We start from the raw sequence: 21,467 nt of genomic DNA on the forward strand, positions 1-21,467 counted from the left end.
TCAGCATAATGTGACGATCCTCACGAGTCTGCTGATTAGGGTGGGCGGATGCGTCGAATCGCGGTGTGGGGTACGGGGAACATGGGTGCGACGGCCATTCGGTCGGCCACGGCATTTCCCGGCCTGGAACTGGCCGCCGTCATCACATCCGCCGAGGACAAGGCCGGGCGGGACGCTGCGACGTTCGCCGCGCTGGACGCCCCGACCGGCGTCACCGCCACCACCGACGTCGACGCGGCGCTCGAGGGTTGCGACGCGGTGGCCTACATGGCCTCCGGCGATATCCGTCCGGACGAGGTGATTACCGAGATCGAACGGTGCCTGCGCGCCGGCAAGCAGGTGGTGACACCGTCGCTGTACTCGCTCTACGACCCGGCCTCAGCGCCGGCCGAATGGGTCGACCGGCTCACCGACGCCGCGGTGGCCGGTAACTCCGCCCTCCTGGTCAGCGGGGTGGACCCGGGCTGGGGCAACGACGCCCTCGCGGTGATCGCGGCCGGCTTATGTACCCGCATCCGCACCATCCGGTGCCAGGAGATCTTCGACTACTCCAGCTACGACCAGCCCGAGGCGGTGCGGGTGCGGTGCGGTTTCGGGGGCCCGATGGACGAGACGCCGCTGATGCTGCTGCCCTCGATTCCCACCATGGTGTGGGGCGGCAATGTGCGGCTGATCGGCCGCGGGCTGGGCTGCGAGATCGACGAGATCACCGAAGAGGTCGAGCGGCTGCCGCTGACCGAGTCGGTCGACAACGTGCTCGGCCATTTCGAGGCCGGCACCCAGGGAGCGTTCCGCCTCCAGGTCATCGGCTGGTCGAAGGGCGTCGAGCGGGTCATCGTCGAGCACATCACCCGCATCGACCCGGCCTGCGCGCCGCAGTGGCCGCAGCCCGATGAGGGCGTCGGCGACCACCGCGTCATCATCGACGGCGATCCACAGCTGACCATCGTGGTGCGTGCGGACGTGCCCGGCGGAACCCGAGCCGATGGCGGCAACACCACCGCGGCCAACCGGTTGCTCGGCGCGATCGACTGGCTGGCCACCCAGAAGCCCGGCATCTACGACGGCCTGGACGTTCCGCTGCACCCGCCGCTGCCCGCTGAGGTCGAAGCCACCCGCTGGGCCTGATTTTTTTCAGACGAAAAGACGCGAAGGTACCCGGAACTTGGCGTTCTCGGGTACCTCCGCGTCTGCTCGTCGGGTCAGTCCTCCGGCTTGGCCTCCGGTTGTGGTTCCGGCTCGGCGTCCGTCTGCTCAGCGGGCGCCGGCTCCGACGGCGCTTCCGCGTCGGGCAACTGGGCCACCAGATACTCGGCCAGGCCCCCGATGGTCGGGTAGTCGAACACCGCGGTCGCGTTGAGCGTGAACTTGCCGCCGAACTGGCTGTGCAGCCGGTTGCGCAGTTCGATCGCCATCAGCGAGTCGGTACCCAGATCCAGGAACCGGCTCGTGGCCGCCGGCGGCTGCGCCAGGCGCAGGAAGTTCTGCACCTCCTTCTGCAGGAACTCGGTCACGAACCCGGCACGTTGGGGCACCGGGATCTCCAGCAGCTGCTTGAGAACCTCGCTGTCGCCGGTCACCTCACCGGCCGCACTGGGCAGCACCAGATCGAGGATCGGTGGACGCGAGCTGCCCAGCACCTTCGCCGCCCGCTGCCAGTTGGCCTTGAGGACAGCAGCCTGGCCGGTGCCGTTGGCGACGACCTCGGCGAGCGCACTCAGTGCCGCCGACGGCTCCAGCGGGATCAGGCCCTGCGCACTGATATTGGCGGTGGCCGCCTCCGAGGAGGCCATGCCGCCCTGGGCCCACGGACCGAAGTTGACGCCGGTGGCGGGCAGACCCTGCGCCCGTCGCTCGGCCACCAGGCCGTCGAGGAACGCATTGGCAGTCGCATAGTTGGCCTGGCCGGGTGACCCGAACAAGCTCGACACCGAGGAGGACACGATGAAGAAGTCCAGGTGGTCGTCCTTCGTCAAGCGGTCCAGGTACTGGGCGCCGAACGCCTTGGGTACCACTGTCGTTCGGAACCGCTCCAGACTCTGCTGACCCAGCAGCGCATCGTCGAGCACACCGGCCAGATGGGCCACCCCGGCCAGGGGCGGCAACTCGGCGCGAATCCGATCGAGCAGCTTGGCGACCTCCGACTCATTGCCGACATCGGCCGTGAAGACGTGCACACGGCACTTGTAGCGCTCGGTGATGTCGTCGATGACCTGCTGCGCATTCGCATCGGGGGTACGCCGGCTGGTCAACACGATGTCGCCGGCTCCGCGCTGGGCCAGATACGCCGCGGTGTGCAGACCGATCGCACCCAAACCGCCGGTGATCAGGTAGCTCCGATCCGGCTGTGGTGCAAGCGGAGTCGGCATCTGGCAGACAATCTTGCCGATGTGCCGGGCCTGCTGCATGCGGCGGAACGCGGTCCGTGCCTCGGTGAGCGGATAGATCTCGGCAGGCAGTGGAGTCCACTCGCCATCGGCCAACCCTTGAGACACCTCGGTGAGCAGGTCGCGAATGCGATCAGGCTCGGTGAACATCACGGTGTCCAGCGCAACGATCTCATACGCGATGTCGGGACGGACCTCGGCCATCTGCTCGGGAGTCCAGATGTCGCGCTTGGCGATCTCGGCGAACCGGCCGTTCTTGGCGGTGGCTCGCACCGTCGCCTCGATGAAGCCCTCGCTGGTCAGGCTGTTGAGCACCACGTCCACGCCGGCACCGTCGGTGTCCGCGAGGATCTGGTCGGCGAAATCGGTTGTGCGTGAGTCATAGACGTACTTCACGCCCAGCTTCCGCAGGGTCGCCCGTTTGAAGGTGCTGGCCGTCGCGTAGACCTCGGCGCCGTGCTTCTGCGCCATCTGGATGGCAGCCAGCCCGACGCCGCCGCTGGCGGCGTGGATGAGCACCTTGTCGCCGGGATTGAGCTTGGACCAGTCGAACGCGAGACGAACCGTGAGCGCCGCGGCAGGAATGGTCGCGGCCTCGACCGCGCTCACCCCGTCCGGGATCGGTGCCAGGAACTGGGCCGGCACGTTGAAGCGGCTGGCGAAGGCCCCCTGCATGGAGCCGTAGACCCGCTGGCCCACCTCGAGCCCGGTGACACCCTCGCCCAATTGCGTGACGGTGCCGGCGAAGTCACCACCGACCGGTCCGGGATCACCCGGGTAGAGCCCCAGCACGTTGAGCACGTCGCGGAAGTTCAGGCCCGCGGCCTCAACCCGCACCTGCACGTAGCCCTCGTCCGGTGCCGGCACTTCCTTCTCGGTGATCCGCAAGTTGTCGATCGCACCGCGTTCGGTGGGAGCGAGCACATAGTCGGTGCCGTGGGGCACCGCCAGATGACCGCTTCGTGCCCACGGCAACAACCGCGATGCCAGCAACTTTCCTTGACGCACCGCGATTTCCGGTTCGTCGACCGGGGTGGCGAGCAGGCCGGCGAGGGCTTGCACCGCCTCGGGCGATCCGTCGGTGTCGACCAGTTTGGCGCGCAGCGCCGGCTCTTCGTTGATCGTCGTACGCCCGAAGCCCCACAGTGCCGCCTGCACCGGGTCGACCGGTTCGCCCGATTCGGTGGCCACGGCCCGTTCGGTGACGATCCAGAGACCATTCGGAAGCTTCACCGGGCCGCTCTGCACGGTGTGCACCGCGCTGAGCAGGTTCTCGATCTCGGCCTCGAGGCGGGCGGACTCAGCCTCACTCGATTCCGCTGCGCCCGGTGCGGCCGCGCGCCACACCACGCCCGAGTAACCCATGCCGCGGTCGTGCGCCTGGGTCAGCAGCTGTCCGAGCAACTCCGGATCGGTGTTGCGGTCGAACGGGATGCAGCCGGGCACCTTGGCCGCAAGCTCGTCGAATCCGGCGATCAGCCAGGTCCCGCTGACCTTTGCGGCCTCCTCGTCGTCGGCCGCCGGCGGCGGAACCTCGTGCCAGCCCAGGGTGTAGAGCAGCCGGGTGGCGTCACCACCCAGGCCGCGCAGCAATGCCTCGCGCGGAGCGCGCTTCACCGTGAACTCGCGAACCCCGCCCAGGTGACGGCCGTCCCGATCGAGGTACTCCAGGTCGAAGACCTGGGTCTCGCTGTCGAGTGCGCTCTCGTGCCACTTGGCCCGGCAGTAGAACCGCCGCGGCATCTTCTCCTTCAACGTCACCTGTCCGTACCGCAGCGGCAGAAACAGATCGTTCACCCCTTGTTCGGCGGCCAGCAGCGCCGGGAACGCCGGGAACGCGACGCCGGTGCACAGGTCCATCAGCACCGGGTGCATTGGCTCGGTGCCCAGCTGTTCGGCGAGTTCCGCGCCGACGAGGATGTCGCCGATCGCCTCGCCCTCACCGAGCCACAGCGATTTCAGCGAGCCGGACCAGGTTGGGCCCCAGGCCAGTTCCAGGTCGGCGAACGTCTCGAACAGTTCCTGCGGACGCATGCGTTCCAGCCGCTCGATGGCCTCGTCGATCGGGCCGTTCTCTGCCGCCGGATCCTCGGGGTCGTCGGCGAGGCCGGCGGCGACAGTGCCCTCGGCGTTCAGCGACCAGTCCACCCCGCGCTCACCGTAGGGACGGCTGTGCACCTGGAACGTCCACTCGCCCTCCTGCTGCGGGTGCAATGTCAGCTGCACCTCGCGAGAACTCTTCTCGGGCAGGATGATCGGCTCGTAGAAGAACACGTCCTTGGCGTGCGCCGGGGTGCCGACCGCAGCCAACGCCATCGCCGCGTACGTGGCGCCGGGGACGACCACGGTGCCGTAGATGACGTGATCGGAAAGCCACGGTTGGGATTTGACGGACAACCGGCTGGTGTAGATGGAGTCGCCGGACGCCAGGTCCTTGCCGCTGCCGAGGATTCCGGAGCCGGCAGAGCCGACCCCGCCCTCGACGGCGATTGCCCCACCCTTGGGCCAGAAGCGACGCCGCTGGAACGGGTAGGTGGGCAATTCGAGCTTGCGGCGCGGACGCGCGGTGCCCAGCCCACCCCCGTGCTGAGCGTGCAGCGTGGCGAAATCGGGACGATGCCCGGCAACGTACGCGGCGGCCAGGGCGTCGGCGATCTGCCGGCGGTCGTCAATCCCCTTGCGCAGCGAGACGATTGCCCGGGGCGCGGCCAGGTGCTCCGGCCACACCTGCACCGCGGCACCGGTGAGCACCGGCTGCGGGCCGATCTCCATCAACACCGAGCAGCCCAACGCGGCGATGGTGCGCACGCTTTCGGCGAACTGCACGGGCTGGCGGGAGTGCCGCCGCCAGTACTGCGCGTCGAGCGGGGTCTGGGCGGTGAGCACGGCGCCGGTGCGGTTGCAGACCAACGGCAATGTCGGCACGGCGAACTCGACCTGCGCGGCGAACGCCTCGAACTCGTCGAGCACCGGATCGAGCAACTCGGAGTGGAAGGCGTGGCTGGTCTGCAGCCAGGTGCAGCGAATGCCTTCGTTCTCGAACTTGGCGACGATCTGCTCCAGGTCCTCACCGGGGCCCGAGAGCACGGTGTTGGGCCCGTTGTAGGCGCCCACCGACACCCGCGGGTGGTCGCCGGCGAATTCCTCGACCTGCTTGGGGTCGGCGAACACCGCGACCATGCGTCCACCCTCGGGCAGGCTGCCGAACAGCCGTCCGCGTTGTGCCATCAGTCGGGCGCCGTCCTCAAGGCTGAACACCCCGGCCACACATGCCGCCGCGTACTGGCCCACGCTGTGTCCCAGCACCACATCGGGCTGGATGCCCCAGGACTGCCAGAGCCGGGCCAGACCCATCTCGACGGCGAACAGCGCCGGTTGTGCATAAGAGGTGTGCCGCAACGTGTTCGCGGCCTCGCCGCCGGTTGCGAACATCACCTCCAGCAGTGGCTGCGCCAGGATGTCCTTCACCGCGTCCGCGCACCGGGTGACCGTTTCGGCGAAAACCGGCTCGGTATCGAACAATTCCCGAGCCATTCCGGGATGCTGGCTGCCCTGACCGGTGAACAGCCAGGCCGTCGTCGGGTGGTGGGCATGCTCGCCCCGCACCACGCCGGGGCGGGTGCGGTTCTCCGCCAGATCGGCCAGGCCCAGCCGGGCGTCCTCGATGGAATCCACCACCAGTGCGGCGCGATGCTCGAAGTGCGAACGCCCGGTTCCCGTGGTGAGGCAGACATCGGCGATATCGGCATCGGGGTGGGCGGTCAGCCAGCCCTCGTAGCGTTGTGCCAGTGCCACAAGCGCTTCCGGGGACCGTGCCGACAGTGCGAGCACGTTGACCGAACGCTCGTCGCTCTGCGGGTCCGAAGTCGCCGCAGTGGCAGAGGCGTCCGAAGCCTCCGTGGTGTCCGCGGCGGCCGCAGTGTCCGGTGTGTCGGTGCTGTCGGCCGGGGTCTCGTCCGGCGCCGGCGGGGCGGGTGCCTCCTCGATGAGCACGTGCGCGTTGGTGCCGGTGAACCCGAAGGAGCTGACGCCGGCGCGCCGTGGCCGGCCGTTGGTCTGCCACGGGATCGCCTTGTCCACCACCCGCACCGGCAGCGAATCCCACGGGATGTGCGGTGACGGGTTGTCGAAGTGCAGGCTCTGCGGTAGCAGCTCGTGCTGCAACGACAGCACGACCTTGATCAGACCTGCTGCGCCGGAGGCGGATTCGGTGTGGCCGATGTTGGTCTTCACCGAACCCATCAGCAGCGGCCGGTCCGCGTCCCGTGAACCGCCGTAGGCGGCCGCGGCGGCTTGCACCTCGATCGGGTCGCCCAGCGGGGTGCCGGTGCCGTGTGCCTCGAGGTAATCGACGTCGCCGCCGGTCAGACCGGCGCGGCCCAGCACCGAGCTGATGAGCCGTTGCTGTGCGCCGCCGTTGGGGACGGTCAGGCCGCTGGATGCACCGTCCTGGTTCAACCCGCTCGCCGGGATGACGGCGCAGATCCGGTCGCCATCCCGTTGCGCGTCGCTCAGTCGCTTGAGCACGAGAATCCCGCAGCCTTCACTGCGCACGTAGCCGTCGGCGGAGGTGTCGAATGTCTTGCAGCGCCCGACCGGGGACAGCATCCGGGCGCGGGAGGCGGCGATGACGGTCACCGGGCTCAGCAGGACGTTCACGCCACCGGCCAGCGCCATGTCGCAATCACCGGAATGTAGTGCCTGGCAGGCCTGGTGGACGGCCACCAGGGCCGAGCTGCAGGCGGTGTCGATCGCCACGGCCGGCCCTTCGAGCCCGAGCGCGAACGCGACCCGACCCGAAATGGCGTTGAGGGCGTTGCCGGTGATGAAGTGAGGTTCGATCTTGTCGATCGGCTCCGCCGACAGCAGGTGTGCGTACTCGTTGGCCGCCACACCCACGAAAATTCCGGTTCGGCTGCCGCGCAATGACGCTGGTGCGTAACCGGCCCGCTCGAGACCTTCCCAGGCGGTTTCGAGCATCAGCCGCTGCTGCGGCTCGATCCAGACGGCCTCACGCGGCGAGATACCGAAGAACTCGGGATCGAATCCGTCGATGCCGTCCAGGAATCCACCGAACCGGGTGTACGTCTTGCCCGGGGCGTCCGGATCCGGATCGTAGAACTCGTCGATGTCGAATCGCTCCTCCGGAACCTCCCGGATGGCGTCGACACCGCCGGCGAGTACTTCCCAGAACGCTTCCGGATCGGGTGCTCCCGGGAATCGGCACGAGACCGCGACGATCGCGATCGGGTCGTCCGTGCGCGCCGTCACCGCTGCAGGCGCCGTCTTGGCCGGCGCCTGCACGTTCAGTTCCAGCACGTCGGTCAGCAGGTAATCGGCCACGTCGGACAGCCGCGGGTAATCCATCACCAGGGTGATGGGTATTTCGTGGCCCACCCCCTGCTCGATGCGCCGCCGCAGTTCGACGGCCATCAGCGAATCCATGCCGAGATCGAAGAACCCGGCGTCCTCACGGATCTCGGCGGAGTCCACCCGTGTCACCTCGGCCACCGCGTCACGCAGGTAGTCGGTCAGCAGCTTCTTGCGCTGCTGCACCGGCGCATTGGTGAGTTGCTCGACCAACCGGGTCTTGCCCGACGGCGTCGTCGTGGCCGTCAACTCGGCGGGGATCTCGCGCTCCAGTTCGGCCAGGAACGCGCGCCGGCCGGCCTGCTGGTAGAGCGGAAGGAAACGGGCCCAGTCGATCCGGGCGATCACACCCTGGGCCTTGGCCGCCGCCATCACGTCGGCCAGACCGGCCAGCGCGTCGGCGGGGGACAGGGTCCGGATTCCACGCTGCTCCAAGCGGGCCCGGGACTCGGCATCGGCCATGCCTGCCGACCACGGTCCGAAGTTGACGCTGGACGCGGCGACGCCCCGGGCGCGCAGCCGCCAGGCCAGCCCGTCCAGGAAGGCGTTGGCGGCGCTGTATGCCGTCTGGCCGAATCCGCCCCAGACCGAGGCGATCGAGGAGGTGTTGACGAAGAAGTCGAGCTTGAGGTCGGCCGCAGCCTCGCTCAAATGCCAGGCACCCCAGACCTTTCCGGCGAATACCCGGTCGACTTCGGCGTCATCGAGTTCGCTCAGTGGGGTGGTGCTGTTCTCGCCCGCGGCGTGCACGACACCGGCCAGCGGTGGCAGGTCGGCCTGGATGCCGGCCAACAGGCGGGCGACGTCGTGCGCGTCGGCGACGTCGGCGGTGACGACCCGGACTTCGCAGTCGTGTTGCCCGCTGAGTGCGTCGATACGTTGCTGCGCGGTCTCGCTGGGGGCGCGTCGGCTGGTCAACACCAGATGCTTGGCGCCGTGCGCGGCCAGGTAGCCGGCGACTTCCAGGCCGATGGACCCGAGGCCTCCGGTCACCAGATATGCAGCGTCGCTGCGTAGTTGCAGCGGTGTTCCGCTCGGCAGGTCGGGGCGCCGAACCAGCCGGGGAACGTAGACGGCCGGACCGCGCAGCGCGATCTGGTCCTCCTTGGCCGCCGAGTCGCGTGTTGCGCCGACCCGGTCGATCAGCTGAGTCCATTCCTCGGCGCTGCCCTCGGCCAGATCGGCCAGCCCGCCCCACACCTGCGGCAGCTCCAGGGCCGCGGCCCGGCCGAATCCCCACACGGAACTCTGATCGGGGGCCACGGTGTCGGTGTCATCGACGCGCTGCGCGCCGCGGGTCACCGTCCAGATAGGACTGCGCAGTTCGGCCGCCGCCGCCGCGCGGAACAGCCGACGGGTGCCGCCCAGGATCCGGTGCTGCATCCGCAGCAGTGTCTGCATCGACGGCCCGGACTGCGCTTCCGGATCGGTGTCGACGGCTGCGACGTTCAGGATGTGCAGCGCGGCATCGCCGGCGGCAGCGGCCCGCAACGCCTCCGCGAGTTGCGCTTCCTCGGTGTCGGACACCGGCAGACCCACGACCTGGTGCCGGTGACCGCGTGCGGTCAACGCGTCGATCAGGGGCTGTGCCGCGGCGGTGGAGTCGACGACCAGAATCCAGGAGCCCGCACCGGCATCTGCCCCGGACAGCGGCGCCGGGGATTTCTCCCAGGTGAACTCGTAGCGATCGTCGGCGATGGTCTGCGTGGTGCGCTGCTGATTGTGTTGTGCGGCAAGCTTGGTCAGCACATCGATGATCTGGCGGTCACCGTCGGCGCCGCCGAGTTTGGCGGCGAGTTCGTCGATCCGTCCGTCCTCGAGCAGCCGGATGGATTCGGTGCGCGGGCCGCCCAGGTGCTGCATCTGGTTGGGGCGTTCCCGGTCGTCGCGATACCAGTACTGGCGATGCTCGAAGGGATAGGTGGGCAGGTCGAGCTTGCCGGCATGTTCGCGGCGCAGCGCGGCGAAATCGGGCAGGTGGCCCAGGACGTATGCGTCGGCGAGGGCTTCGGTGATCTGCCGGTTGTCGGCGGTGTTGCGGCGCAGCGACGCGATCACCCGCGGCGCGGTGGCCGGGTCGGGCCAGGCGCCGAGGGCCGCAGCGGTGAGAACCGGTCGCGGACCGATCTCCAACAGCAGCTTGCAGTTCATCTCGGCGAGGGTGCGCACGCTCTTGGCGAACTCCACCGGTTGCCGTGCGTGCCGGCGCCAGTACGCACCGTCGAGCTTCACGCTTCTACCGAGCGCGGCACCGGTGCGGTTGTCGATCAAGATACGTTGTGGGGCTGCGAAAGTGAATCGACTCGCGTACGCCTCGAACTCATCGAGGATCGGGTCCAGCAGCGCCGAGTGGAATGCGTGGCTGGTTTCCAGCCAGTCGCAGCGGATCCCGTCGGCGGTCAGCGCGGCCACAGCCCTCTCCAGATCGGCTGCCGGACCGGACAATACGGTGTTGGCACCGTTGTAGGCGGCGACCGAGAGGGTCGGGAACTCGTCGGTGAGGCTTTCTACCCGCTCGGCTGCGGCGAACACCGCCGCCATCCGGCCACCGGCGGGCAGGCTGCCGAACAGCCGGCCGCGTTCGGCCATCAGCAGTGCGCCGTCCTCAAGGCTGAAAACCCCTGCGACGCAGGCTGCGGCGTACTGGCCGACACTGTGCCCGAGTACCACGTCGGGCTCGAAGCCCCATGACTGCCACAGCCGGGCCAAGCCCATCTCGATCGCGAACAGCGCGGGCTGGGCGTAGGACGTCTGGCGCAGCGTCTCCTCGGCATCCGGACCGTCGACGTCGAAAATAACGTCCAGCAGCGGCTTTTCGAGAACATCGGCCACCGCGGCGGCGCACTGTTTCACCGTCTCGGCGAACACCGGCTCGGTGTCGAACAACTCCCGGGCCATGCCGGGGTACTGGCTGCCCTGGCCGGTGAACAACCACGCCGTCTTCGGTTTGTCGTAGGACTCACCGCGCACCAGGCCGGGGGCCGGGCGGTCTTCTGCGAGGGCGCCGAGGAGCTCGACGGCGGCGTCTCTGGAACCCACCACCAGCGCGGCCCGGTGCTCGAGGTGCGCCCGGCCGGTGCCTGCCGTGTAGCAGACGTCAGCCAGGGTGGCTTCCGGGTGGGCGGTCAACCAGGTGCGGTACTGGTCGGCGATCTGCACCAGGGCGGCCGGGGTGTGGGCGGACAGCGGCAGCAGCCCGAACCGGTTGGTTTCGGGTTCGGCGGCAGCCGGTGCCGGCTGTTCGGGGGCTTCTTCGAGGATTACGTGTGCGTTGGTGCCGGCGAACCCGAACGAGCTGACCCCGGCGATGCGGGGCCGGCCGTTGCGTTCCCAGGGGATGGTCTCCTTGACGACCTGCACGGCGAGCCGGTCCCACGGGATGTGTGGTGAGGGGTTTTCGAAGTTGAGGTGCTTGGGCAGCGTCTCGTTCTCGAGCGCCAGGACGACCTTGATGACGCCGGCGATCCCGGCGGCCGCCTCCAGGTGCCCGATGTTGGTCTTCGCCGATCCCATCAGCAGGGGCTGGTCGGGCTCGCGTCCGGTGCCGAGCACCGCGCCGGCGGCCTGGGCCTCGATCGGATCGCCCAGGGACGTCCCGGTGCCGTGCGCCTCCAGGTAGTTCACGTCGCTGGGCTTGAGGCCGGAGCGCTTGAGCGCTTCGGAGATGACATGTTGCTGCGCAACACCATTCGGAACGGTCAGGCCGCCCGAGGCGCCGTCCTGGTTGATCGCGCTGCCGCGGATCACCGCGCGGATCCGGTCGCCGTCACGGATCGCGTCTTCGAGTCGCTTGATCACGATCACGCCGCAGCCCTCGCCGCGGACGTAGCCGTCCGCGGCCGCGTCGAAGGTCTTGCATCGGCCGTCGGGCGCCAGCATGTGCGCGTTCGAGAAGGTGATCATGGTGGCCGGGGTCAGCAGCACGTTCGCGCCGCCAGCCAGGGCCAGGTCGCATTCGCCCAGGCGCAGGGCCTGACAGGCCTGGTGGATGGCCACCAGGGAGGAGCTGCAGGCCGTGTCGACGGCCACCGAGGGGCCCTGCAGGCCCAGCCGGTAGCTGATCCGGCCGGCCGCGGCGGCGTTGGAGGTCCCGATGGCCATGTAGGCCTCGATCTCGGGGTATGTCAGCTCGTCGGAGGCCATTCCCAGGTAGTCGTGGGTGGCCAGACCCACGAACACGCCGGTGTTGCTGTTGGCCAGGGACGTAGGCGCGGTACCCGAGTGTTCCACGGCGCGCCACGCCGTTTCGAGCAGCAGTCGGTGCTGCGGGTCCAGCAACCGGACCTCGCGGGTCGACATGCCGAAGAATGGTGCGTCGAACCCGGTCACATCGTCGACGAAGCCGGCGCGGCGGGTGACCACCTTGCCGGGTGCGCCGGGTTCGGGATCGAAGAATTCATCGACGTCCCAGCGGTCCTCAGGGACCTCGGATATCGCTTCGCGGCCATCGCGCAGCAAGTCCCAGAATTCGTCGGTATCCGGCGCTCCTGGGAGCCGTGCGGCATAGCCGACGATTGCGAATCGCGGAGCGAGTTCGGTTGTAAGGTCGGCGGATTCCATGCCGGTGCACTCCTAGCATCGTCGTCAGATTGCGACCCTTCGTGCGCCCAGCGCACGCCAACCCCCCGCGCACACTATTGCATGTACATCGGTGGCATGCGAGGGTGTTGCGGTCGAAGATTTGACCGGACTTCGGGGGATGGCGGTCGCCTAGCTGGGAGGACGGCGCATTGCGCATTGGGAAGATAACAGTTGGCGCACTTGATGAATGGACATTGAGTGCGGGCTCGGTAACCTCGTGGCATCCGACAGCGGATTCACAGGAAAAAGCGATGCGAGCCCCGGTCAGTTCGGTACCGGTCAGCTACATGCAGGGCCAGCACCTGCGCAACTATTGCGAACGCAAAGTGTTGGGGCTGAACTTCTCTCGGCAGATCATCGCCAGTTGCGAGGTGCCTGGTACGTGCGATATAGCAGCGATGGACCAGGCTGTCAACGCCTACCTCCGCCGGCACGACACATTCCGCAGCTGGTTCAAAGACCTTGGTGACGGCGAATTTGTACGGCACGCCATCGAGGACCCTGCCGATATCGAATTCGTACCGGTGGACCAAGGTGTCATGTCGGTCGAGGAAATACAAGCGCACGTCATCGACATCCCCAATCCATTGGAGTGGGGCTGCTTCACTTTCGGGATTATCCAGAATGAGAATCACTTCACATTCTTTGCCGCAATGGATCACGTGCACGGAGATGCGACGCTGATCGGCACCACAATGTTGGAAGCCAACGGCATGTATTCGGCGTTGAGCGGCACCGGTCAGGCTTTGACACTGCCCGACGCCGGTAGTTTCGACGATTTCTGTGTGCGCGAGCGCGAACACACTTCGGCGCTGACGGTGGATTCACCTGGGGTGCGGGCCTGGATCGAATTCGCCGAGAACAACCGCGACGGTTTTCCGGAATTCCCGCTGCCGCTGGGGAATCCGATGGAAGCAACCAGTAGTGACATGACGTCGGAAGTCCTGATGGACCCGGCGCAGACGGAACGCTTCGAATCGGCCTGCACGGCTGCCGGTGCACGTTTCGTCGGCGGTCTGTTCGCCTGTCTGGGGCTGGTGGAACACGAATTCACCGGCGCCCTGACGTATTACGGGCTCACCCCCCGGGATTCCCGCACAGCCAGCGACAATTTCATGACGCAAGGCTGGTTCACCGGCCTGATCCCGATCACCGTCCCGGTGGCGGCCACCTCTTTCAGCGACGCCGCCTGGGCGGCGCAGGCGTCTTTCGATTCCGGCCTGGACATGGCGCGGGTGCCGTATTACCGGGTCCTGGAGTTGGCGCCGTGGTTGAACTGGCCCCGGCCGAACTTCCCGGTGACGAACTTCTTGCACGGCGGTGCGGCCCCGCTCAACGCCATTCTCGCCGCGTCCGACATGGGCCTGGCGAACAATATCGGCATCTACCCCGACGGCCGGTTTTCCTACCAATTGACGATCTACATTTTCCGGTACGGGGAGGGCACGGTCATGGCGATCATGCATCCCGACAATCCGGTCGCCAAGAAATCGGTCACCCGCTACATGGCGGCGATGAAGTCGGTGTCCGCACGGGTCGCCGACACCGGGCAGTGGGGCCGCGTCGCCTAGCGGAGTACGGATCGATGGTCATGGATTTTTCGCGATACCCGGCTTCGGGTCGAAGGTGGGGGCGATATGAAACGCTTAGCTGACTTTGTGGTGCGATGGCCCTGGGCGGTGATCGGCATCTGGGCTGCGTTGCTGGTCGCCCTCCCGCTGGCCTGCCCGTCTCTCGGTGAGATGGCCGAGAAGCATCCGCTCGCGATTTTGCCGAGTGACGCACCGTCGAGTGTCGCCGCGGCGAAGATGACCGAGGCTTTCCACGAAACCAGCAACGACGACCTCATGTTGATCGCGTTGATCAACGAGGACGGGCTGGGACCGGCCGACGAGGCGGCGTACCGCAAGCTGGTCGACGCGCTGCACGATGACCAGGCCGATGTGGTGAGCGTGCAGGATTTCGTCAGCACCCCGCAGTTGCGGAATTTCTTGACCAGTGAAGACAAGACCACCTGGGTGCTCCCGGTGGGCCTGACCGGTGAGCTGGGCACGCCGCGGGCGATCGACTCGTTCAACCGAGTGTCCGACATCGTCGAACGCACCACCGCAGGCAGCCCGCTGGAAGTGCACGTCACGGGCCCTGCGGCCACCGCCGCTGATCTCACCGTGGCCGGCCAGCAGGACCGGCTGCCGATCGAACTGGCGATCGCCGTGCTGGTGCTGGCGGTGCTGTTGCTGGTGTACCGCAGCGCCGTCACGATGCTGCTGCCGCTGATCACGATCGGCACCTCCCTGCTGATTGCGCAGGCGGTGGTGGCCGGCTTCTCTGCGCTCACCGGTGCGGGTGTCTCGAACCAGTCCGTGGTGTTCCTGAGCGCGATCATGGCCGGCGCCGGAACCGACTATGCGGTCTTCCTGATCAGCCGATATCACGACTATCTGAGATCGGGTAGTGGGTACGACGAGGCGGTGCGGGCCGCGATGCTGTCGATCGGCAAGGTCATCACCGCCTCCGCCGCCACGGTCGGGCTGACGTTCCTGTTGCTGAGCTTCACCAAGATGGGCGTGTTCCGAACCGTCGGAACGTCGGCGGCGATCGGGATCGGCGTCGCCTACCTCGCCGGCCTGACCTTGCTGCCGGCCATCTTGACGCTGGCCGGGCCGCGCGGCTGGATCAAGCCGCGACGGGAACTGACCTCGCGGTTCTGGCGGCGTTCGGGGATCCGCATCGTGCGCCGGCCAGTGCCGCACCTCGTCGCCAGTCTGCTGGTGCTGGCGTTGCTGGCCGGCTTCGCGATCTTCGCGCAGTACAACTACGACGACCGCAAGGTCGTGGAGGCCTCGGCGCCGAGTTCGATCGGCTACGCCGCGGTGGAGAAACATTTCCCGATCGCCCAGTCGATCCCCGAGTACATCCTGATCCAGTCGCCGCACGACCTGCGTACCCCGCGGGCCCTGGCCGATCTGGAGCAACTGGCCTCCCGGGTGGCGCAGCTGCCCGACGTCGGTCTGGTCAGCGGCATCACCCGGCCGCTGGGGGAGGTGCCCGACGAGTTCCGGGCGACGTTCCAGGCCGGCATCGTCGGTGACCGGCTGGCCGACGGTTCCAGCCAGATCGACAAGCGCACCGGGGATCTCAACCGGCTCGCGTCCGGGGCGGACACGTTGGCCGACACCCTGGCCGACGTGCGCCAACAAATCAATCAGGTGGCGCCCAGTTTGCAGAGTGTGGTCGACACGTTCTCCTCGGTGCGTACCGAATACGGTGGCGACCGGCTGGTGAAGGACGTCGACACCGCCGCCAAGCTCGTGGACAGCGTCAACGCGTTGGCCCTTTCCATGGGTTACAACTTTTCGGCCGTCAAGAACATCTTCGGCTGGATCGGCCCGGTGCTGGCGGCGCTGCAGAACAACGCGGTGTGCGATGCCAATCCGTCGTGCGCCGACACCCGCATCCAGTTCCAGCGGCTGATGGATGCGAACCAGGACGGCAGCCTCGACCACATCAACGACCTTGCCCATCAACTCCAGGGCAGTGACAAGCAATCGCTCAACGCCACGGTCACCAAGCTGAACAATGCGGTTGCCAGTGTCAACAAGGCGGTCAAGGCCATGGGGATGAACTCCCCCGGCGGCCCGCAGGCCGGCTTGAAAGGCCTGCAGTCGGGCGCCAACCGTTTGGCCGGCGGCAGCCGGGAGGTGGCCGGCGGCGTGGATGAGCTGGTCAAGCAGATCAAGGTGATCTCGGCCGGATTGGACCAGGCCTCGTCGTTCCTGTTGTCGATGCGCAGCGACGCCGCGGACCCGGCGCAGGCGGGGTTCAACATCCCGCCCGAGGTGCTGGGCATGGAGGACTTCAAGAAGGCTTCCGCGGCGTACGTCTCGCCGGATGGCCGCTCGGTGCGTTATCTGGTGCAGACGAAGCTCAATCCGTTCAGCCCCGAGGCGATGGACCAGGTCAATCAGATCCAGGACATCGCGCGCGGGGCTCAGCCGAACACCGCGCTGGCCGACGCCACCATTTCGATGGGCGGGTTCCCCGCCGCGCTGCGCGACACCCGCGACTACTACCAGCAGGACATCCGGTTCATCATCGCCGCGACCATCATCGTCGTGATGATGATCTTGATGGTGCTGTTGCGTTCCCTCGTCGCGCCGCTCTATCTGGTCGGCTCGGTGGTGGTCTCGTACTTCGCCGCGCTCGGCGTCGGTGTCCTGGTGTTCCAGGTGATACTCGGCCAGCATCTGCACTGGAGCGTGCCACCGTTGGCGTTCGTGGTGCTGGTCGCGGTGGGTGCCGACTACAACATGCTGTTGATTTCACGAATGCGCGACGAGTCTCCGCACAGCTTGCGGTACGGCATCATCCGCACCTTGAGTTCGACCGGAGGGGTGATCACGGCGGCGGGCCTGATCTTCGCCGCGTCGGTGGGCGGTCTGATGTTCTCCAGTATCGGCATCGTGATCCAGGGCGGGTTCATCATCGGTGTGGGGATCTTGCTGGACACCTTCGTGGTACGCACCATCACGGTGCCCGCCATCGCCACCCTGATCGGCCAGGCGAACTGGTGGCCGTCACGGCTACAACCACGGCGGACGTCAGCTGACCTACCGCCGCCGGCCGAACCCGCCGGGCAGCTGGGTTAGCGCGGCACGGTCATGTATGTGAAACTACGAAACGAAGCAATGCGGGCAGGGGTAGAGATGAAGAAGCTACTCGCAGGACTCTCGGTGCTGGTAACTGCCGGTGTCACAGGATGTTTCGGCGCCGGCTCGGCGAGTGCGGATGACGCGCAGCCGCCCGCCCCGGCTCCCGCACCGTCGGACCCGGGTACCGCGTACGCCCTCGGTGGCGCCCACGTTCTCGGTATTCCCTATGACGAGTACATCCGGATGACCGGTGAGCAGTGGTTCCCCGGGATGAAACGGGTGAAGGTCGACTACCCGGCGGGACAGGTGCAGGGCCACACCCTGGAACGGTTCTTCCCCGGAATCGGCGCGATCGGCGAACAGATCTATCCAGGCATCGGTCTCGACGGTCCGAGCATCGGCGAGTCGGTCGACGAGGGAGAGGGAAACCTCGACGCGGCAATCCGCGCCGGCGGCAAGGGACGAGCGATGGGGCTGTCCGAGGGAGCGCTGGTGCTCAACGCCGTGAAGACGCGACTGGCCAATGACCCGACTGCGCCGCCGCCGGATCAGCTGTCCTTCGCCACGTTCGGCGACCCGATCGCCAGGCATCCCTTCGGCGAGAGCTTCTTGACCCAGAACTTTCCGGTCGGCAGTGTCGTGCCGTTCATGGACTACCGCATTCCGGCTCCCGTGGAGAGCCAGTACCACACCGACCAGTTCGTCTCTGCCTACGACAGCATCGCCGACTGGCCGGACCGGCCGGACCACTGGATGAGCGTCATCAACGCGATCGCCGGGCTGGCCACCGGTCACACCGCGATCGCGTTCACCAATCCGAGCAATGTGCCGGCGCAGAACATCAGGACGACGGTCAACTCGAAGGGTGCGACGACGACGACGTACCTGGTCCCCGAGGAGCACCTGCCGCTGGTGTTGCCGTTCAAATACCTCGGATATGACGAGGGCACGTTGAATCAGCTCGACGCGATTCTGCAGCCCCGAGTCGATGCGGGGTATTCACGTAACGACGACCCGGCTACCGCACCGATCACCGTGGATCCGGTGAACGGCTTCGACCCCGCGGAGGTCACCGCACCGGCCAACGATGCGACGTTCGGTGGCGGCACCGATCCCATGTCGGAGATCGCCAACGGTGCCTTGTCCCTGCTCAACGGTGGACGCTGACCGCGCCACCGAGTCAACGGATTCGATGAGTTACTACGGACGTGAAGTGACGCCGATGATGCCCATATCCCAATCGCCCATCCTGTCGATGCTGCACGGACGTGCCAGCATGCGGCCCAACGATATTGCCTTTACCTTCACCGACTACGTCGACGATTCGGCGGGTGTCTCGGTGAGCGTGACGTGGTCACAACTGTCCCGTCGCACGATGAACGTGGCCCGCGAGATCCGCCTGCACGGCGTGGTCGGCGACCGCGCGGTGATCCTCGCCCCGCAGGGCCTGGAATACATCCTGGCCTTCCTGGGCTCCATGCAGGCCGGGCTGATCGCGGTGCCGCTGCCGCTGCCGCACCGCGGCTCGAGCCACGACCGGGTGAGTGCGGTGTTCGCCGACACCACGCCGGCGGTGGTTCTCACCACGAGCGCGGCGGCGCCCGACGTCGGCGATTACATCGATCAGTCGCCACTGGACGTCGCACCGAAGATCGTCGAGATCGATTTGTTGGATCTGGACGCCGATCACGGTTCCGGCAGTGGCCCGGATGCCGGCGCCGAGTTCCCCACCACGGCGTATCTGCAGTACAGCTCCGGGTCGACCCGGCTGCCGACCGGGGTGATGATTTCGCACCGCAATCTCCAGGCGAATTTCGAGCAGCTGATGCGCTGCTTCTTCAGCGAAGGCCAGGTGCAAGCGACGACCAATGCCACGATCGTGTCGTGGTTGCCCTTCTACCACGACATGGGTCTGGTGTTGGGTGTCTGTGCGCCCATCCTGAGTGGCTATTCCGCGGTGCTGACCAGCCCGCTGGCGTTCCTGGAGAAGCCGTCGCGGTGGGTGAGGGCGCTCGGCGAGAATCCCCGGGCTTTTTCCGCAGCACCCAACTTCGCCTTCGATCTGGCCGCGCGCAAGACGTCCGACAGCGACCTGGCCGGGCTCGATCTCGGTGGTGTCGTGGGGATCATCAACGGCGCCGAGCGGGTCGAGCCGGCCACCCTGGAGCGGTTCGCAGATCGGTTCGCCCACTTCAATTTTCGCGACGACATGCTACGTCCGTCGTACGGGCTGGCGGAGGCCACCGTCTTCGTGGCGACCGGCACCTGGAGTGAATCGTCGGAGACTTACTTCGATGCCGACGAGTTGTCGGCCGGCCGCGCCAAAAGCTGTGCCCGTGGCAGCGGGTCCGCGCTGGTCAAATACCAGATCCCGCAGTCGCCGATGGTGCGGATCGTGGACGGTGAGACCAACCGGGAATGTGCGTCGGATGTGGTCGGCGAGATCTGGGTGCACGGCGAGAACGTCGCGTCCGGCTACTGGAGCCGTCCCCCGGAAGAGCAGGGATGCTTCGGCGCCACGCTCGTCGATCCGAGTCCCGGCACCGTCGAGGGGCCCTGGCTGAAAACTGGCGACCTGGGCTTCATCTCCGGTGGTGAGCTGTTTGTCGTCGGCCGCATCAAGGATCTGCTGATCATCCGCGGGCGCAACCACTATCCCGAGGACATCGAGGCGACGGTCCAGCAGATCACCGGTGGCCGGGTGGCGGCGATATCGGTGCCGGTGAACAGTACCGAGAAGCTGGTGACCGTCATCGAGGTCAAGAAGCGCGGCGATGCCGGTGGGGAGGCGGTGCACTGGCTCAGCGGGGTCAAGAGCGAGGTCACCTCCGCGATCTCCAATGCGCACGGCTTGAACGTCGGCGATCTCGTTCTGGTGCCGCCCGGTTCGATCCCGACGACGACGAGCGGGAAGATCCGCCGCGCCGCGTGTGTAGAGCAGTACCGCCAGGACGAATTCGCCCGTTTGGACGCCTAACGGGCGGCGCGTGCGCGGGGCCGGTGGAGTCTAGAGCCCGACGAGTCCGGCGATCAGCAGCACACCGCCGACGATCGCCACCACTGCGGCGACCTTGCGGTGGCGTTGGGTCTGCAGCCAGGTCTGCAGTGCCGACAGCGTGGCCCGGGTGCGTTCCGGGGCGATCAGGTAAGAGATCAGCGGAATCTCGACGAGACCGAACGCCACCACGTTGAACAGCAGCAGGGCGCCGACCTGGGTGCTCGCTGCGGCGCCGGACGCGACGATGAGCGCCAGCGCGGCGAGATAGTCGACCGAGGGCAGCGCGATGCCGAGGCCGGCCACGCTGGCCGTCCACAGCGAATGTCCGCCCAGCAGCTGCTTGGTGCGGGTCATCAGCCATCCCGGTTCCCGGTCCGGTTTCGGGGCCAGCAGGGCCGCGGGGCGGCCGGTGGCGAAGAACGCCGCGGCCACCAGCGCCAGCGCCCCCACCACCAGCTGCACCCGGGGCAGGGTGAAATGGGCCGAGCCCAGGGCCGGCCGCAGCGCGAACAACACGATCAATCCCACCGCGGTGCCCATCACGAACCCGCCGATGAGAAACGCCAGGAGTTGTAGCAGCGGCCGCGGCCGGTTGAGCATCAGGACTGTCATACCGATTCGGAATGGCTCCAGGCTGACTGCGGCGGCCATCACCAGGAGCGTGATCCACATGATGGGTCCAACTTACCGGCGGTACCGGATCGGCCGGGGACGTAGCCCGGGTGGGGAATTCCGGGCTGTGTGAAGATGGAGGTGTTATGAGCGCAACAGAACTGAGCCCGACGTCGCTGCGTGAAGCGTTCGGCCATTTCCCGTCCGGTGTCATCGCGATCGCTGCCGAGGTGGAAGGCACCTTGGTCGGTCTGGCGGCCAGCACTTTCGTGCCGGTGTCGCTGGATCCCCCATTGGTGTCGTTCTGCGTGCAGAACTCGTCGACCACCTGGCCGAAGCTCAAGGACCTGCCGTCGCTGGGGATCAGCGTGCTCGGCGAGGCCCACGACGCGGCGGCGCGCACCTTGGCGGCCAAGACGGGGGATCGCTTCGCCGGGCTGGAGACCGAGTCACGCGAATCTGGCGCGGTGTTCATCCACGGGACCAGTGTGTGGCTGGAGAGCTCCATCGATCAGCTGGTGGAGGCCGGCGATCACACGATCGTCGTGCTACGGGTCAGCGACATCACGGTGAACGCCGACGTGGCACCAATCGTGTTCCACCGCAGCACGTTCCGTAAGCTCGGCGCTTAGGTCAGGGCCGCGCGGCGAGCTCGTCGCGGTACTTGGCGATGCGCTGTTCGATCTCGTCGGCGTCGGCGGGGCGGCCCTCTTTACGGGCCAGCTCGGCCCGGGCCGACAGTTCCCGGATCGCAGTCCGGATCTCGTTGACGCTGTGAGTCTGTCCCATGCTCATGAAGCTGCCTTTCGACGGTGATTGGCTGCTGTGCTTCGAGCCTACGCGCCGAACCTTGACGCCGAATGTTCG

9 protein-coding genes are annotated in these 21,467 nt (G+C 67.2%); 6 read left to right on the forward strand and 3 right to left on the reverse strand.

The features are described 5' to 3' along the window. Positions 1-48: 48 nt before the first annotated feature. Entirely contained in the window at positions 49-1,128 is a 1,080-nt protein-coding gene (locus tag FR943_RS01330) for an NAD(P)H-dependent amine dehydrogenase family protein (RefSeq protein WP_217154486.1), read from the forward strand. Positions 1,129-1,202: 74 nt separating this feature from the next. Here FR943_RS01330 and FR943_RS01335 read toward each other — a convergent pair whose 3' ends face one another. After that, positions 1,203-12,317, reverse strand: coding sequence for a type I polyketide synthase (locus FR943_RS01335; protein WP_217154487.1), 11,115 nt, complete (start codon positions 12,315-12,317; stop codon positions 1,203-1,205). Positions 12,318-12,487: 170 nt separating this feature from the next. On the opposite strand from FR943_RS01335, the gene FR943_RS01340 reads away from it, so the two are divergent. The 4 genes from FR943_RS01340 to FR943_RS01355 all read left to right on the forward strand — a co-directional run bounded on the left by FR943_RS01340 (position 12,488) and on the right by FR943_RS01355 (position 19,967). Then, positions 12,488-13,909, forward strand: coding sequence for a condensation domain-containing protein (locus FR943_RS01340; protein ID WP_217154488.1), 1,422 nt, complete (start codon positions 12,488-12,490; stop codon positions 13,907-13,909). 66 nt (positions 13,910-13,975) lie between these two features. Beyond that, positions 13,976-16,987, forward strand: coding sequence for an MMPL/RND family transporter (locus FR943_RS01345; protein WP_217154489.1), 3,012 nt, complete (start codon positions 13,976-13,978; stop codon positions 16,985-16,987). A gap of 57 nt (positions 16,988-17,044) precedes the next feature. Next, complete coding sequence (gene pe, locus FR943_RS01350; protein WP_217154490.1) at positions 17,045-18,157, forward strand: acyltransferase PE; 1,113 nt, start codon at positions 17,045-17,047, stop codon at positions 18,155-18,157. A gap of 64 nt (positions 18,158-18,221) precedes the next feature. Beyond that, the gene (locus FR943_RS01355) at positions 18,222-19,967 is read left to right on the forward strand and encodes an AMP-binding protein (protein WP_308170433.1); all 1,746 of its coding nucleotides are present in this window, start codon (positions 18,222-18,224) and stop codon (positions 19,965-19,967) included. Between the two features lie 30 nt (positions 19,968-19,997). On the opposite strand, the gene FR943_RS01360 is transcribed toward FR943_RS01355, so the two are convergent. Beyond that, the gene (locus FR943_RS01360; protein WP_217154491.1) at positions 19,998-20,660 is read right to left on the reverse strand and encodes a GAP family protein; all 663 of its coding nucleotides are present in this window, start codon (positions 20,658-20,660) and stop codon (positions 19,998-20,000) included. Between the two features lie 86 nt (positions 20,661-20,746). Between FR943_RS01360 and FR943_RS01365 the strand changes: the two genes are divergently transcribed. Continuing rightward, a complete protein-coding gene (locus FR943_RS01365) occupies positions 20,747-21,232 on the forward strand; it encodes a flavin reductase family protein (protein ID WP_217154492.1) in 486 nt (161 codons plus the stop codon). A gap of 1 nt (position 21,233) precedes the next feature. Here FR943_RS01365 and FR943_RS01370 read toward each other — a convergent pair whose 3' ends face one another. Continuing rightward, positions 21,234-21,389 (reverse strand): hypothetical protein, encoded by a 156-nt coding sequence (locus FR943_RS01370; RefSeq protein WP_217154778.1) that lies wholly within the window; start codon positions 21,387-21,389, stop codon positions 21,234-21,236. Positions 21,390-21,467: the final 78 nt, after the last annotated feature.

The organism is [Mycobacterium] fortunisiensis (assembly GCF_019050325.1).
In the GTDB taxonomy this organism is placed as follows: domain Bacteria; phylum Actinomycetota; class Actinomycetes; order Mycobacteriales; family Mycobacteriaceae; genus Mycobacterium; species Mycobacterium fortunisiensis.